This is a genomic window from Chloroflexus sp. (genome assembly GCF_049970315.1).
GTDB lineage: Bacteria > Chloroflexota > Chloroflexia > Chloroflexales > Chloroflexaceae > Chloroflexus.
Genome location: NZ_JBMFNE010000017.1, coordinates 23,156 through 39,169, shown reverse-complemented (window position 1 = coordinate 39,169; position 16,014 = coordinate 23,156). Strand labels below are relative to the sequence as shown.

The window sequence follows — 16,014 nt, the reverse complement described above, 5'->3', positions numbered from 1 at the left end:
AGGATTAGTCTTGTGTTAGTAATGTCTATGAAATGAAAGTTCTTAATGGAGTGAGTGGATATTCCTATCATGGTGCTACGAGGCCAATTCTACAACCGAAATCGAGAACACGTTGATGGTGATGCGAATGGGAGATGTTGGAAATTATCACACAATGATCTGATGTCACCAGGTAACAAAATCTGTTATGCTATCAATAATGTGGACGAATGCTAGATACGTCAGTAACCATGCTACATGGACTTCGTGAATTTGCCCTCACCGGCGCCTATAACCTCTTCCTTCACCTACGCCGGGTAGTGCAGTTAATCCTGCGCCCACGTGCGCTTGGGGTGCGGGTGATCGTGCAACATGGTGACGAGTTCTTGTTAGTACGTCATCGCGGGGGGAAAAAACCGTGGGGTTTACCCGGTGGTGCGATTGACCGTGGCGAAGCGCCGGCAGAAGCCGCTCGTCGTGAGGCGTTTGAGGAAAGTGGCTGTTCGGTGACGATTACCGGTTTACACGGCGTTTTTCACTATTTTGCCCATGGGCTGAGTGACTACATTATCGTCTTCACGGCGATAGCCGATAGTCCACCGTCACCACCCCGCGGTGACATCGAAATCTGTGATGCCCAATGGTTTCACATTGACTGTCTCCCGACCGGTATTGAGGCTGGGAGTATGCGTCGAATTATGGAAGTGCGTCGTGGTGAGCATCATCTCTATCGGGCGTGGTAAGTAAGCAACACCCGTCAATCTCTTCATCAATCCTGATAGTTCGCTGAGTGGACTGTGACGCGATTATGTACATTTGTGATTGAGGTCAACTATGCCTTACACGCCAATTCTCGCTACCCTTGGTTACGTTCTCTCGCCCGATCGCCAATCGGTGCTGATGGTGCATCGTAATGCGCGACCCGATGATCAACATTTGGGCAAGTATAATGGTCTCGGCGGTAAACTGGAACGTGACGAAGAGATTGTTGCCGGGATACAGCGCGAATTGCGCGAAGAGGCCGGCATTACTGCGCTCGAACTCACCTTGCGCGGGACGGTGAGTTGGCCCGGTTTTGGTAAGAACGGCGAAGACTGGTTTGCGTTCATCTTCTTAATCACCCGTTTTGAAGGCGAGCCGCCGGCACGTAATGTCGAAGGAACCCTTGAGTGGGTACCGTTGGCACGGATCACGGATCTGCCACTCTGGCCCGGCGACCGTTACTTTCTCCCGCTCGTATTCGACAATGATCCGCGTCCATTCCACGGCGTGATGCCCTACGCCAACGGCCAACCGGTAGGGTGGCGCTACAGCCGTGTACGTGGATCGTGACGATTGTCGGCGGACATACCATCCAACACCGTGGTATAATTGCCTCTACAGCACGAACCGCTGCGCGCTTGCGCATTGAATATTGGTAGAAAACCATGCTTGACATCAAACTCATCCGCGAGCAGCCTGATGAAGTAAAGCGCCAATTGGCTCGCTGTGGTGTTGACGGGGCAATCATCGATCAGGTGCTAGCCTTCGATGAGCAACGGCGTCGTCTGATTTACGAAGTTGAAACGCGCAAAGCAGAGCGGAATGCGGTCTCGAAGCAGATTGGTGCAATGAAAGATCAAGCCGAGCGACAGGCGAAGATTGAGGCAATGCGCCGATTGGGTGATGAGATCGCTGAACTCGATCGCCAACTCGCCGCCGTTGAAGAGCAGCAACGGGCAGCAATGTTGCAGATTCGCAACCTCCCGCATCCTGATGTCCCCGATGGCGTTGATGAGCACGATAACGTGGTTGTCTATCAAGAGGGAGAAGAGCGTCAACTGCCGTTTCCTGCTCGCCCACACTGGGAGCTTGGTGAAGCGTTGGGTATTCTCGACTTCGAGCGGGGCGTCAAGTTGGCCGGATCGCGGTTTTATGTGATGCGTGATGCCGGTGCGCGGCTGCAACGTGCGGTGATCCAGTGGCTGCTCGATCTCCATTTGCAGCAGGGTTACCAAGAGGTCTATACACCGTTTGTGGTGAAAGAGTCGGTATTGTTGGCTTCGGGACAGTTACCAAAGTTCCGTGATAATCTCTACCGCGATGAGGAGTCGGGTTTGTGGCTGGTGCCGACGGCGGAAGTGCCGCTGACCAGTCTCTACGCCGACGAGATTCTGGAGGCGAGTCAGTTGCCGATCTACCACGCCGCTTATACGCCTTGTTTTCGGAAAGAACAGTTGAGTGCCGGGCGTGATGTGCGGGGGATCAAGCGCGGTCACCAATTTGATAAGGTTGAGATGTACATGTTTGTGAAGCCGGAAGAGAGTTATCAGGCGCTCGAGAAGTTGCGGCGTGATGCCGAAGAGTGTACGCGCTTGCTCGGTTTGCCGTTTCGCACTAAGCTGCTCTGTACGGCTGATCTCGGGTTTGGTTCAACTAAGACCTACGATATTGAGGTATGGGCACCGGGCGTGGGGGAGTGGCTTGAAGTCAGCTCATGCTCTAACGTCGAAGCGTTTCAGGCTCGCCGTGCCAATATACGCTACCGGCCCGAACCGGGTGCTAGGCCAGAGTTTGTCCATACGCTGAATGGATCAGGCCTTGGATTACCGCGCACGATTATCGCGATTATGGAGAATTATCAGCAGGAAGACGGCAGTATTCTGATTCCTGAGGTGTTGCGCCCGTATATGGGTGGGATGGAACGGATTGGACCTTAAAAATGCAAAGGCGCGAAGATGTAATAGGTGGTACACTTTACCAAGTGATGATACGTTTACCATGGTAAGAGTTTTTGCGGTTTATTATCGGGTAATAATATTCTCACCGTTATAAGTGCCTTTATGGAATAGTTTATGCCGGTTGTTATTAACCTCACCAGTGCGTCTCACGGTGGCACCAGCTCCAGTTGCGGCACCGGCGACCACAGGAGTTGTGGGCCGGATTGCGGCTGCGGTTGCCCATATACCGGTATGGTTGAACGGGGTCGGGTTGAGCCGGTCGCGTTGATTGAACAATGCCACCCCAACCGATGGCTCGCGCTCGTCATCCCTCCCGGCGAAGACGAAGAGCATCCTGAGCAGGCAATGCTGGTCGCTTACAGTAGTGACCCTGATGAGGTATGGGACGCGGTCAGTCGGATCACGTTCAACCAAGTCGTGCATGTCTATTTTAACGGTGCGCTCGAAGCGTTTCTCGAGCAGTTCGAGGATATGTAGCACCGGTCTTGTCTGCGTCGCTAGTATCGAGCGTGCCGTGACAGTCGTGTGATTCTGATCCTGAGCATAGCCGTATGTTGACCGTGGCCGATTACCTTGCCCAACCGCACGTCCCGCCCGATAGACGAGTATGGTATGGATCGCATCCCGATCAGTTTGGTGATCTGTACGTCCCTGATACGGAGCAGCCGATACCGGTTGTGATCCTTATTCACGGTGGTTGTTGGCAAGCGGTCTACGATCTCGCACCACTCGGCGAGTGTTGTGCTGCACTGCGTACCGCCGGATATGCCGTGTGGAGTCTTGAGTATCGTCGGTTGGGTAACGGTGGTGGTTGGCCGCACACCTTTCACGATGTTGCGGCTGGCGCCGATCACGTGCGGGAACTGGCTCAGGAGTATCCACTCGATCTTTGTCGGGTCATTGTTGTCGGTCATTCAGCCGGTGGTCATCTCGCGCTTTGGCTGGCAGCACGGCCAAAACTTCCCTCTACTAGCCTCTTGTACACTACCGATCCACTACCGATCCGTAGCGTTGTCGCACTGGCTGCCGTGGCCGATCTGGAACAAGGTATCACTGCTACAGGCTGTGGCGCTGCCTGTGCCGACCTGATCGACGATGAACCACAGCGATACGCTGAGGCTTCACCGCATGCATTGCTACCGCTCGGCGTTCCACACCGTCACATCGTTGGCAGCGACGATCGCATTGTACCGCCGACCTACCTTGCCGCCTTTGTCGCCGCTGCCTGCACTGCCGGCGATGATGCGCATCTGAGCATGGTGCCGCATTGTGGTCACTTTGAACTAACCACGCCGCATAGCGCAGCTTGGCCGGCAGTGATGGAGGCAATCAAGGCGGGGGGAGAGGGGAGTTGTGCTCCCGCAGCCAACTGACTGTGGCGAATGTTTGGCGGTGACCGTCAGGGTAGGCGAACAGCATTGTCGTAGCGTAATCCTCTGCGTTGAGTGTAATGAGGCCACAACGCGGCGCTATCGCTCGCTGGCGGTAGGTGCATCAGAACGTAGCGGTTCGTACTCAGCAATCCCTGCGTTAAACGCTAGTATCTTGCGCATCTTTTGCGCTGGTCAAACGGTATATCTATAGTAAGGAGCCGCATTTGATCAGATCACAACGATGACAGCGAAAAACAACCAACTCTACAAAAACAAATACCGCATTCCATCTGCACGTGCTTCATGGTGGAACTACGCCGCGCCGGGGCGTTACTTCATCACCTTCTGCACAGCGCAACGCCAACATCTATTTGGGTTTGTGCGCCACGGGCAGATGTGTTTATCGCCGTTGGGTAACATTGTGCGCGAGGAATGGGAACGATCGTTTGATATTCGTGCCGAATTGGTATGTGACGTGTATGTCATTATGCCGAACCACATTCACGCAATTTTGCGAATCATCGATCTACCCACTGATAGGCCGCACGTCCGTGCGGCCCCCAGACCATCCCCTGATCGCAAACGCATCATCCGACCACCCAAATCCATTTCATCGTTCATTGCCGGATTCAAGGCGGCCGCCACCAAACGGATCAATGAATACCGCCAAACCCCCGGCGTACCGGTCTGGCAACCCCGATTTCATGATCATATTATCCGCAATGATATTGCGTATCAACGTATCATGACGTATATCCGCAATAATCCGGTCCGGTGGGAACGCGACCGATTCCGCGGCGAACGGTCCCCGTAGAGACGCACGGCCGTGCGTCTCTACGGGGACCGTCGTTTCGTCATCGGCGTCGTCGACGTCCCGACCGTTCGGCGTCATCGTCGTTCGGTGTCGTTCGTACCCCGAACGTTTTAACAATTTTTCCATATACAATCTGCACTGAAACGCGCTATAGTACATATAGCGCATTCACTGATGCTCTGTTTCATGATGTCGTTGGTACCGATTGCCTATGTCCCGTCGACTTCGCTATCGCTCATCGTCGTCCCACTTTCTCTCTGTGTTATGGCGCTGGTTGAAACGACTGGTGTTTGGAGTATTCGTACTGGTCATGTTTGGCTGTGCCAGTCTGGTCGCACTCTATTTTTACTACAGCCGCGACCTTCCGCCTCCCGAATTAATCGACCAGTATCGCAGCTTTGAGAACTCCCAGATTTACGCCCGTGATGGCTACACCTTGCTTTACGAGGTGATCGGTCTTGGTGTGCGCGTACCGGTAACCCTCGATCGCATTCCCAAAATCCTTCGTGATGCGACCGTTGCCGTCGAAGATGCCAATTTCTACACGAATCCCGGTGTTGATGTGCCGAGTGTTTTCCGCGCTTTCTGGCAAAACGTAACTGCTGGTACAACCGTCTCCGGCGCGAGCACGATAACTATGCAATTGGTGCGCACGATTTTGCTTACCCCCGAGGAGGCTCAGCAACAGTCAATCGAACGCAAAATTCGTGAAGCAATCTTAGCTATTCGGGTCGGACAAGTATATAGTAAAGACCAGATCCTCTCGCTATATCTCAACGAGGTGTACTACGGTGCACAGGCTTACGGTGTCGAAGCCGCAGCGTTGCGCTATTTCAACAAACACGTCTGGCAATTGAATCGTGGCGAAGCGACACTGCTGGCCGGCTTACCACAGTCACCTTCGAACTACAACCCATTTGAAAACTTACCGTTGGCTCGTCAGCGCCAACGCATTGTGCTCGATCGGATGGTCGAAGCCGGCTTCATTACTCCCGCCGAAGCCGACTCTATCTTCGCCGAACCCATTCAGTTAGTCGCGCCAGCGACACCTATCAAAGCACCGCATTTTGTCTTTTACGTGTACGATCAGCTCGTCCAACGATTCGGTAAGGATATGGTGGATCGAGGTGGCTTGCGCGTCATTACTACCCTCGATCCAACATGGCAGAACCAGGCCGAGCAGGTTGTCGCGGCTAAGATGGCCGAATTGCGAGACCGTAATGCGACCAACGCCGGTGTGGTTGTGCTTGCCCCCGACGGCCAGATTCTGGCGATGGTGGGGAGCGTCGATTACAACGCTCCCGATGGTCAAGTGAATGTGACATTAGCGCCACGTCAGCCCGGTTCGGCATTGAAACCTTTCATCTATGCTGCCGCCTTGCAGAGCGGTTGGACACCGGCGACGATCTTGTTTGATATCCCCTCCCGATGGCAAAAGGATGGGGTTGTGTATGAGCCGCGCAATTACGATGGTCGATTTCGGGGACCGGTGAGTTTGCGGACGGCACTTGCCAATTCGCTCAATATTCCGGCAGTGAAAGCCCTCGAACATGTTGGTGTTGAGAATTTTGTCAATCTCATGAGTGCTTTTGGGATTACGACGTTTACCGATCCGAGTCGTTACGGGCTGGCGATGGCGTTAGGCAGTAATGAGGTTCGCTTGCTCGAACTCACCGGCGCTTATGCTGGCTTGCGCGCCGGTGGCCGGCTTGTGCAGCCGGTTGCCATCTTGCGCGTCACGAATAGTCGTAACGAGATTCTCGAGTCGTGGCAACCGACTCGTGGAAAACCGCTGCTTGGTCCCCACAGCGAACAAATCGCCTTTCTCATTACCGATATCCTCAGCGACAACGCAGCGCGCCGATTGGTCTTCGGACGCAACAACGTTATGGAGCTGCCCGGTATCCCGGCGGCAGTCAAAACCGGTACCAGCAACGATTATCGCGATTCATGGGCAATCGGGTACAGTAGCGAGATAGTTATCGGTGTCTGGGTTGGCAATAACGATGGCCGACCGATGGCTGAAGTTGCCGGTGCTAATGGAGCCGGTCTCATCTGGCGTGAATTGATGCTCCGCTACCACGCCCGTCATCAGGCCCGGCCCTTTTCACCACCGCCGGGGATTGTCGAACTCCCGGTTTGTGCTGACACCGGCGGGCCACCTTTTCCTGAATGCCGACAAGTCATTACCGAGCGCTTCTTCGAGAAAAATGGGCCGGTGAGTACAATGACGTATCAGCTTTACCGTGTTGGTGGTGATGGATCGTGTTTGGCAACCCCCTATACTCCACCTGAAGAAGTCCGCACGATCGCTGTGCTAACGTACCCGCCTGAAGTAGAAGATTGGGCTAGGCGGAATGGTTTGTCGCCACCGACCAAGTATTGTCCACAGCCAAACGATCCAGATCGCGCTATCGCTCTGCTCGATCTTAATGAGAGTAGTGTTGTTACGACCACCCTATTCTTCGTCAAGGGTACGGCACGCGGCCCGTTTATCCTTGACATTGGTCAGGGAATAGACCCAACCGACTGGCAGGTACTCAGCCAAAGTAGCCAGCCGGTTGAGGATAATCTGCTAGGGATGTGGAATGCCGGTAACCAGCAGGCGGGTGATTACACCATTCGTCTGCGTGTAACGATGTCCAACGGCAGTGTTATCGAAGAGCGCCGCCGTATCCGTTATGCACCTTGACTTGCAATTAAGGCCTGCTGCCATGCCGCCTCAACCTGTGCTCGTGTCTGTGCTTGTGTTCCGCTGTTATCGATAATGACATCAGCGCGGCTCAGGCGACTCTCTTGCGGTGGCTGAGCCGCGATCCGCGCCTGTGCTTCTGCCGGCGACATCCCCCGCGTAGTTATCAGGCGCTCAATCTGCTGTTCAACCGGGCACGTCACCACCCAGACCTGATCGCATTCATCGGCCCAACCCGACTCGATCAGCTTGATCGCATCGATCACGACAACTGGCCGTTCGACCGGACGTAAGCGCGTGGCGTATGTTCCGGCACCGGCAACTTCGTGAAGAAAGCGTCGGATCTCAGCACGCACCACCGGATGGACAATCGCCTCTAATTGTTTGAGGGCCTGCGGATCGTTAAACACAATCTCTCCTAACTTGCGCCGATCAATGACTCCACCGGGTGCGGTGAGGATATGCGGTCCAAACGCCTCCACAATGGCCTCATAAACCGGGGTTCCCGGTTGTTGCAGACGATGAGTAACACGATCGGCGTCGATGGTACGCGCACCGAGTGCAGCCAGCATCGCCAGAACAGTACTCTTCCCGCAGGCGATACCACCGGTCAATCCAATGAGGAAGATGCCGGGATGTTTCATACCGCCATCTCCACATATTCCTGCAACACCAGCGCCTCATCGGCAATGCCGGCCAGTTCGAGCAATTCACCGATCAGCTCGGCGCGTCGTTCGGCATCACGCCGACTCCATGTGCGACTCTTGATTTCGAGGAAGGGACCGGGATCGGGTTGACCAACCAGTGTATCGAGGTTGATCGCAAAGTCATGGTCTTTGTACAGAATCCGCCAACGCCGCCGTCGTTTCTCTAACTCTTCAATCCGGTCGGGTTGAAAATATTCACGGTAGAAACGTACCGTATGATCGGCGGGAGCGGTGTACCGTGCTCGCGAGATCATCATCGACTTCGATTGATCAAAACGCCGAGCTTCAGCCATCAGGGTAATTGTGTACTTCGGTTGCGGGCGAGCACCGGGATCGGTCCGGTGATCTTCGCGAATGCGGATACGTTCACCGTTGGCGAAGATAAAGTACGTGTCGTATTGGGTGCGCTCACTCGTTTTCGTAATGGTAATCGCCGGGTGATTGAGTAGTGCTAGCACACGCTCGACATCGGCGGGTTGTAGTCGGGCCTTGACTTGAATCTCGAAGATTTCGGCTTGCTGCACGCCACCCAGGGCCAAAATCTTCGCCAACAGGTTGCGTTCGCGCGTAGCGAGAAACTCGTTAATCCGCGCAGCAATCGCTTGCGCACGTCCGATAATTGCATCTTCATCAATAGTCAAGAGATGGCGATCACGCAGCAACAACTTCCCATCAACGAGCACATCACGTACATCGGCGGCTCGGCTGCTGTAGACGAGATGTGAGTAGATTGCATCAGGAGCGTAGGTGTAGCGAGGAGCACTGTGCAACCGCCGCAACTCGACCACCGTAATGTCGGCCCGTTTACCTACTTCGAGGGAACCGACCAGGTGATCGAGGTGGACTGCTCGTGCGCCCCAGCACGTCGCCAGCGCAAATGCCTCGCGTGCCGGTACTGCGGTCGGGTCACCGCTCAATCCCTTTGGCAACAGCGCAGCCAGTTGGATTTCCGTAAACATATCCTGGTCATCATTGCTGGCCGGCCCATCGGTGCCGAGACCAACCCGCACACCGGTCTCAATCATACGGCGAAAAGGCGCTACACCACTGGCGAGCTTAAGATTACTTGTCGGACAAGGTACAGCACCGGCGCGAGTTTCGCGCAAGAGCCGCAGATCGTCTTCAGTGGCATGCACACAGTGCGCAGCAATGCAGGGCACATCGAACGCTCCCACGCGCTTAGCATAACGGATCGGCGTCACTTCACGGTCGCGAATACTCTCTTCCACCTCGCGTGCCGTCTCCGACAAGTGGGTAATCAGTGGCGCCCCAAACTCAGCACAAAGCGCAGCAGCTTGACGATAGATTTCGTCGGTGCAGGTATAGGGTGCATGTGGTGCAACCGTAGCGATAATCCGTGGATGACCACGCCACTCGGCCATAAACCGACGGGCACGCTCGATCCCGGCATCGAATGAGTCGGCATCAGGTGTTGGCAGGCGCATAACCGTCTGACCACAAATTGCCCGCATCCCGACTTCATCGGCTGCGCGTGCAACTTCCTCTTCAAAATAATACATATCGACAAAGGTTGTTGTTCCGCCACGGATCATCTCGGCACAACTGAGCAGTGTGCCAGTGTAGCTAAACTCAGCATCGACAAACTGACTTTCGACCGGAAACATGTAGCCGAACAGCCAGACATCAAGTTGTTGGTCGGCCACCAAGCCACGTAACAGGCTCATCGGCACATGGGCATGACCGTTGATCAGACCGGGAATAATCGCACAATCACGACAATCAATCGTCTCGGTCGCAGTGTAATGGGCCGCGATCTCAGCACTCGGCCCGACGGCAACGATCATCCCATCACGGATCGCGACAGCACCGTCGGTAAAAATTCGCCACGCTGCATCCATCGTGACGACGGTACCACCGATGAGCAGGGTATCAACACGCTCCATACTTCCTCCTCAACAAGTCCGATGTCTTCTTGGTATTGTACGGGAAAAGCGTGATATGTGCGATCCGTCAGAATCCCGATCTAACTAAAAAGTTGTATCACCCGTCCTAAGCCTGATGGAATGCGCTCTATCATCATGTACAATCACACATATCACCCTCTTTCAGATAACGAAAGCAGCTCATGCATCCAGAACCACGTATTACAGATAGGGAGAATGTCACTGCCGTTGTGACATGTACCCAGCTCGAAAAGCGTGTTTTGCGCCTCGCTTGGCCGGTGATCGGCGAAAATGTATTGCAGACTATGCTCGGTGTCGTCGATACGATGTTGGTCGCAGCGCTAGGAGCAGTGGCGCTTGCCGGCGTTGGTGCTGCGTTGCAAGTGATCTACGTCACAACGGCGGCACTGAGTGCGCTTTCGGTGGGAGTAGCGGTGCTGGTTGCCCAAGCGTATGGCGCCGGTCATCTCACCGAAGCCGGTCGCTTGGCCCGGCAGGGGTTGATCTGGAGTGTCCTGATCGGATTACCGATCACCACTATTGGGGTACCGCTCACCCCCGCCCTTATCGGGCTGTTCGGTCTCGCGCCCGATGTTAGTCTAGTCGGGATTGACTATCTCGCCGTGACTATGAGTACGATCACAACTTTAACAATGATGTTGTTGATCGGCGGCGTCTTGCGCGGGGTTGGCGATTCGCGCACACCGATGCTGATCACTGCATTTGTCAACTTGATCAACGTCATCGCCAGCGCTGCGCTGATATTCGGTTGGCTGGGGTTACCGGTGCTTGGTGCTGTTGGTAGTGCGTGGGGATCGGTCATCGCCCGCCTCATCGGGGCGGTAATTATGGGTGCTGTGCTGTGGCGCGGACGAAACGGTGTGCGAGCCGGTGGTGATGGTTCGTGGCGACCACAGCTTGGCGTATTACGAAAGGTGTTACAGATCGGTCTACCGGCCGCCCTTGAAGAAGTCCTCATCATCGGTGCATTCGCATCACTGACACCGGTCGTTGCTACGCTAGGTACGGTACCGTTGGCAGCGCATCGGGTAGCGATTAATGTTCTCTCGCTCTCGTTCCTACCCGGTATCGGTTTTGGTCTGGCGGCAACAGCTTTGGTTGGGCAGAGTATTGGTGCGCAACGGCCTACCGAAGCGCGAATCGTTGCGACAATCGCACTGCGTTGGGCGATTCTCTGGATGGGTGGGGTAGGTATGATTTTTTTATTCGTTGCCGAAGGCTTAGTTCGCCTGTTCAACAGCGATCCGCAGCTCGTTGCCGAAGGGGCTGCGGCAGTACGGATAGTTGCGTTAACCCAACCGGCTTGGGCGGTGACCTTCGCCCTTGGCGGTGCCTTGCGTGGATTAGGTGACACCTTCACCCCACTTGCCATTAGTGGTATGGTCACCTGGCTCTGTGTTGCGTTAGCCTTGCTCATTGTCACGTGGTGGATACCGGCGTTGTGGGGCATTTGGCTGGCCTTTTTGATCCTTGGTCCCTTTGAGGCAGCGTTCTTTTGGTGGAAGTGGAACCAACGAATAACCACATTCCACGCCGCGATGTCTGCGTAATCGCTGAGGAACTAGTTTCTCCTTGTGAGCGTCTTTACTCTGAGACGTGTAATCTACAACTAAGGAGATACTATTATGGAAAATCGTCTTCTCACAACCATTCTCGCCTTAACAGCCCTCATCGCCGTACTGTCACTGGCCGCGGTCGGCCTGCTCCGCCCCGCTCAAACTGCTGTTGCTCAAACCGGCGTCAGCAATATGCCACAGATTGTTGTGATCGGTACCGGTGAAGTAAAGGTCGAACCTGACATCGCGACGGTAACCATCGGTGTGGAGACCAAAGCCCCGACCACTCAAGAGGCACTCTCCCAAAATAGCACGCAGGCGCAGGCGATCATTGAGCGCATTCGCCAACTTGGTATCGACGCCAAAGATATTCAGACAACCGGCATCAACATTTATCCGGTTTATGATGAAAAAGGTCAAGACATTATCGCGTACACGGTCAGTAATATGGTCACGGTCACCATTCGCAATCTGGCGCAGGCCGGCAACTTGATCGATCAGGTAGTAGAGGTTGGGGCGAATCGGTTGTACGGGGTAAGTTTTGGATTAAGTGATCCGGAAGCGGTAATGACGCAGGCGCGTGAGGCGGCAGTTGCCAATGCGCGAGCACGGGCCGAGCAGATGGCGCGGGCGAGTGGTTCATCGCTAGGTCGGGTGCTGTTCATCACTGAAAACTTCAGCGCTAGCCCTATCACGGTGCCGATGGCAGCCGATGCCTACGGTGCCCCCGCAGCTCGCTCGGCTCCACCGGTGCAACCCGGTCAGCAAACCTACAACGCTTCGGTGCAAGTAACGTTTGAATTGCGCTAAACAACCGGGTTATGTCAGCACCCTATCTGGTATAATACCAATAGCCCATTGGAGCAGCGCGGCGTTGTTGCCTAGCCCACCTTGTTGTGGCCGGCACGAACCGCGCTGTTGCTATCTCTCCATAAGTTTAGATGAGAACGCTATGCCGTTTCGGATCGAAGCGCCCTATCAGCCGACCGGTGATCAACCACAAGCGATAGCGAAACTCGTAGCCGGGTTGCGGGCCGGTTATCGTCATCAAACGCTGCTCGGTGCGACCGGCACCGGTAAAACATTTGTGATGGCGCATATTTTTGCCCAAATTCAGCGCCCCACGCTCGTGCTTGCCCATAACAAGACACTGGTCTCGCAACTATGGGCTGAGTTCCGTGAGTTTTTACCTGATGCCGCAGTTGAGATGTTTATCTCGTACTACGATGAATATACGCCCGAAGCCTATGTACCCTCAAAAGACCTCTACATCGAGAAAGAGGCTAGTATTAATGAAGAAATCGACCGTCTGCGTCACGCGGCGACCCAAGCACTGCTAACCCGTCGCGATGTCCTGATTGTCGCTTCGGTTTCGGCGATCTTTGGTCTCGGTTCACCGCACGACTACGGTCAAGAGAAGATTCTCCTTCGTACCGGTGAGGTCCGTAACCGCGATAAACTGTTACGCCAACTGATCGACCTGCAATTTGAGCGTAACGATGTCGACTTTCAACGCGGTACCTTCCGCGTTCGTGGCGATACCCTCGATATTATTCCCGCGAACGCTGAAACCGCCATCCGGGTTGAGTTCTGGGGTGATGAGGTTGATCGGATCGTCGAACTTGATCCGCTTACCGGCGAGGTGTTGCTGAAGCATACGGCGGTTGAAATTTATCCGGCTAAGCACTTCGTTACCACCAAAGAGAAACTACAATTGGCGATTGTAAGCATCCAAGCCGAGCTGAACGAACGGTTGCAAGAATTAGAGGCTGCCGGCAAGTTACTCGAAGCGCAACGCCTTAAACAACGCACGCTGTACGACCTCGAAATGTTGAGTGAAGTGGGCTACTGTAGTGGGATCGAGAACTATTCACGCCATCTCGACGGACGCGCACCCGGTCAGACACCGTGGACGTTGCTCGATTACTTTCCCGACGATTTTCTGATGTTTATTGACGAAAGTCACATCACCATTCCCCAGTTGCGTGGTATGTACAATGGGGACCGTCAGCGTAAACAGACATTGGTTGATTACGGTTTTCGCTTACCGTCGGCACTCGATAACCGCCCCCTCAAGTTTGAAGAGTTTGAGCAGCACGTCTATCAGGTGATCTACGTCTCGGCGACTCCCGGCCCCTACGAGCGAGAAAAGAGTGAACAGATTGTTGAGCAGATTATCCGTCCGACCGGCCTGCTCGATCCGGATATCGAGGTGCGCCCGACGCGCGGGCAAATCGATGATCTGCTCGGTGAGATACGGCGACGGGTAGAACGTAAACAGCGCGTGTTGGTGACGACTCTCACCAAACGTATGGCCGAAGATTTGGCCGACTACCTCAAAGAGATGGGGGTACGCACGATGTACCTCCACGCTGACATCGACACCATCGAGCGGGTAGAGATTCTGCGTGATCTGCGGCTTGGAGTGTATGATGTAGTCGTGGGGATTAACCTGTTGCGTGAGGGGCTTGATCTCCCTGAGGTGAGTTTGGTGGCGATCCTCGATGCGGATAAAGAGGGGTATCTTCGCTCAGAGACATCGCTTATTCAGATCATTGGTCGAGCGGCGCGGCATATCGAAGGTAAAGTAATCATGTACGCTGATACCGTTACCCGTTCGATGGAAGCCGCCATTCGTGAGACGCAACGCCGACGTGAGATTCAGATGGCGCACAATGTGCGTCACGGCATTACGCCACAAGGGATCGCAAAAGGGGTACGTGATTTGACCGACCGCATTCGTAAGGTGGCTGAAGAGCGCGGTGAGTATGTGACTACCCCGGAGACTGCCGTATCGGTTGATCTGCCACGTGATGAAGTGTTGAAGCTGATCAAAGACCTCGAGAAGCAGATGAAACAGGCCGCCAAAGAGCTTGCCTTTGAGAAAGCAGCGGCGTTGCGTGATCAGATCATCGAGCTGCGACAGGCTTTAGCACTGACTGAGTAGCGAGCACGCTATGGCCGTTCAAGTCTGGATCGGCGAAAAGCCGGAACATCCACAGGAACGTCGAGCAATCCTTGCCTTGGCCCAAACCCTCGAAAAACTTGAGGGTCTGTTCCTTATTCTTTCTAATTTCAGTGTTGGTGGGCGCAGCATCGATTTGGTCATCATTAAGCATGATGCAATCGTTATTATCGAGCTGAAACATTGCGATGGACGGGTGATCGGGAGTGTTAACGGTCCGTGGATTGTTGAGGGGCGTAACGGTGAACAGAAACGCCTCAACCCCGGTCGGAAAAACCCCTACAATCAGGTTATTTCCTATTTTCACGCGCTCACGAACTTCCTCAACGAACACCGGCGCGAGTTCCTTTCTGAGCAGAAAGCGAACACTATCGACTTTCGTACCTGCAAGCGACTCATCGTGATTGCTCCCCGCATCGAGGAGGGTTCCCAACTTGATCTCGATTGGAAAGTCGAAGTACGCGGTCTCGATGAGTTGCCGGCATATATGATTACCGAACGCTCCTCAGAGATTGAGTTGAGTGAAGAAGAGATGTTGGCTATTCCAAAGTTGCTTCACTGCACACCATGGACCGAACTGAATGAGGTAGTACAAAATGAGCAACCGGCCGAATCACCAACATCAGTAGTACTACCGTGGTATACCCAACTCTGGCGGACGTTGCAGACGACGACAGGTCGTTGGGCAGTAGCTTTTGCCGGGCTTGCGTTGGTCTTGCTCCTCTTCCTCTTCTTGCCACCACCGGCGCCTATCCCACGCGCCGATGCTCCATCGGCAGTCTTATCGGTTGGGACGCCATCCGAAGGGTCAATCCTCAGCTTCAACACGACAATGAGTGTGTGTCGTTGGAATGGGTACCAGTTAATCGGCAAACGGTGGGATGCCAAGAGTCAGACGTGGCAGAATGTCGCTGTGGCTGAGGCAACCACCGGAGCTTCTCCTGATATTATCGTGGCGCTCGAACAGGTTGACGCATGTGGTGCCTGGATCGAGATGACGTGGAGTGTGCAAAACAATACTGCCCGTCCGATTAATCTGCCGTTGCGCAACGATAATATCAAGATTAGTGATGGACTTGGCAATGATTACCCACTCTCGAACAACGATTCGCGTCCGAGTACGATAACTGTGCCGCCTGGGGGGCGGCAGCGTGGTGTAGCGGTCGTGCGTCGGCAGTTGGCGGCTAATGCTAGCCTATTGCGGATTACCGTGCTTGATCAGCCCTTTGGCGAGGCCAGTTTTATCATCCCGTTGCAGCCGTAAGTGATAAGCCAACAAAGCC

Annotated in this window: 13 protein-coding genes; 11 read left to right on the top strand and 2 right to left on the bottom strand. The window is 54.4% G+C overall.

The genetic code is table 11. The features are described 5' to 3' along the window. The first annotated feature begins 230 nt into the window (after positions 1–230). The 7 genes from ACP5OT_RS12240 (at position 231) to ACP5OT_RS12210 (ending at position 7,578) form a co-directional block, all read left to right on the top strand. The gene (locus tag ACP5OT_RS12240) at positions 231–722 is read left to right on the top strand and encodes an NUDIX domain-containing protein (protein WP_424676468.1); all 492 of its coding nucleotides are present in this window, start codon (positions 231–233) and stop codon (positions 720–722) included. Positions 723–813: 91 nt separating this feature from the next. Beyond that, positions 814–1,311: an NUDIX hydrolase gene (locus ACP5OT_RS12235; RefSeq protein WP_424676469.1), complete on the top strand. Its 498-nt coding sequence runs from the start codon at positions 814–816 to the stop codon at positions 1,309–1,311. Between the two features lie 95 nt (positions 1,312–1,406). Beyond that, entirely contained in the window at positions 1,407–2,678 is a 1,272-nt protein-coding gene (gene serS, locus ACP5OT_RS12230) for a serine--tRNA ligase (RefSeq protein ID WP_424676470.1), read from the top strand. A gap of 135 nt (positions 2,679–2,813) precedes the next feature. Next, positions 2,814–3,176, top strand: coding sequence for a hypothetical protein (locus ACP5OT_RS12225; RefSeq protein WP_424676471.1), 363 nt, complete (start codon positions 2,814–2,816; stop codon positions 3,174–3,176). 74 nt (positions 3,177–3,250) lie between these two features. Continuing rightward, a complete protein-coding gene (locus tag ACP5OT_RS12220) occupies positions 3,251–4,072 on the top strand; it encodes an alpha/beta hydrolase family protein (protein ID WP_424676472.1) in 822 nt (273 codons plus the stop codon). Positions 4,073–4,313: 241 nt separating this feature from the next. Further along, entirely contained in the window at positions 4,314–4,886 is a 573-nt protein-coding gene (locus ACP5OT_RS12215) for a transposase (RefSeq protein ID WP_428111794.1), read from the top strand. Positions 4,887–5,097: 211 nt separating this feature from the next. Further along, positions 5,098–7,578: a transglycosylase domain-containing protein gene (locus ACP5OT_RS12210; protein WP_424676273.1), complete on the top strand. Its 2,481-nt coding sequence runs from the start codon at positions 5,098–5,100 to the stop codon at positions 7,576–7,578. Here the strand turns inward: ACP5OT_RS12210 and coaE are convergent. Together coaE and ACP5OT_RS12200 are read right to left on the bottom strand one after the other, a co-directional pair. Beyond that, a complete protein-coding gene (gene coaE, locus ACP5OT_RS12205) occupies positions 7,566–8,222 on the bottom strand; it encodes a dephospho-CoA kinase (RefSeq protein WP_424676274.1) in 657 nt (218 codons plus the stop codon). The two genes, ACP5OT_RS12210 and coaE, sit on opposite strands and share 13 nt — an antisense overlap. After that, positions 8,219–10,189 carry an amidohydrolase family protein gene (locus ACP5OT_RS12200; protein WP_424676275.1) on the bottom strand — a complete coding sequence of 657 codons (1,971 nt, stop codon included), beginning with the start codon at positions 10,187–10,189 and terminating at the stop codon, positions 8,219–8,221. The genes coaE and ACP5OT_RS12200 overlap by 4 nt, the downstream gene beginning before the upstream one ends. A gap of 182 nt (positions 10,190–10,371) precedes the next feature. Here ACP5OT_RS12200 and ACP5OT_RS12195 point away from each other — a divergent pair, with 182 nt between their 5' ends. The 4 genes from ACP5OT_RS12195 to ACP5OT_RS12180 all read left to right on the top strand — a co-directional run bounded on the left by ACP5OT_RS12195 (position 10,372) and on the right by ACP5OT_RS12180 (position 15,995). Next, the gene (locus tag ACP5OT_RS12195; protein WP_424676276.1) at positions 10,372–11,760 is read left to right on the top strand and encodes an MATE family efflux transporter; all 1,389 of its coding nucleotides are present in this window, start codon (positions 10,372–10,374) and stop codon (positions 11,758–11,760) included. Positions 11,761–11,835: 75 nt separating this feature from the next. Beyond that, positions 11,836–12,576: an SIMPL domain-containing protein gene (locus ACP5OT_RS12190; protein ID WP_424676277.1), complete on the top strand. Its 741-nt coding sequence runs from the start codon at positions 11,836–11,838 to the stop codon at positions 12,574–12,576. A 142-nt stretch (positions 12,577–12,718) separates the two neighbouring features. After that, positions 12,719–14,713 carry an excinuclease ABC subunit UvrB gene (gene uvrB, locus ACP5OT_RS12185; RefSeq protein WP_428111798.1) on the top strand — a complete coding sequence of 665 codons (1,995 nt, stop codon included), beginning with the start codon at positions 12,719–12,721 and terminating at the stop codon, positions 14,711–14,713. Positions 14,714–14,723: 10 nt separating this feature from the next. Continuing rightward, complete coding sequence (locus tag ACP5OT_RS12180; RefSeq protein ID WP_424676279.1) at positions 14,724–15,995, top strand: nuclease-related domain-containing protein; 1,272 nt, start codon at positions 14,724–14,726, stop codon at positions 15,993–15,995. The last annotated feature ends 19 nt before the right edge of the window (positions 15,996–16,014 follow it).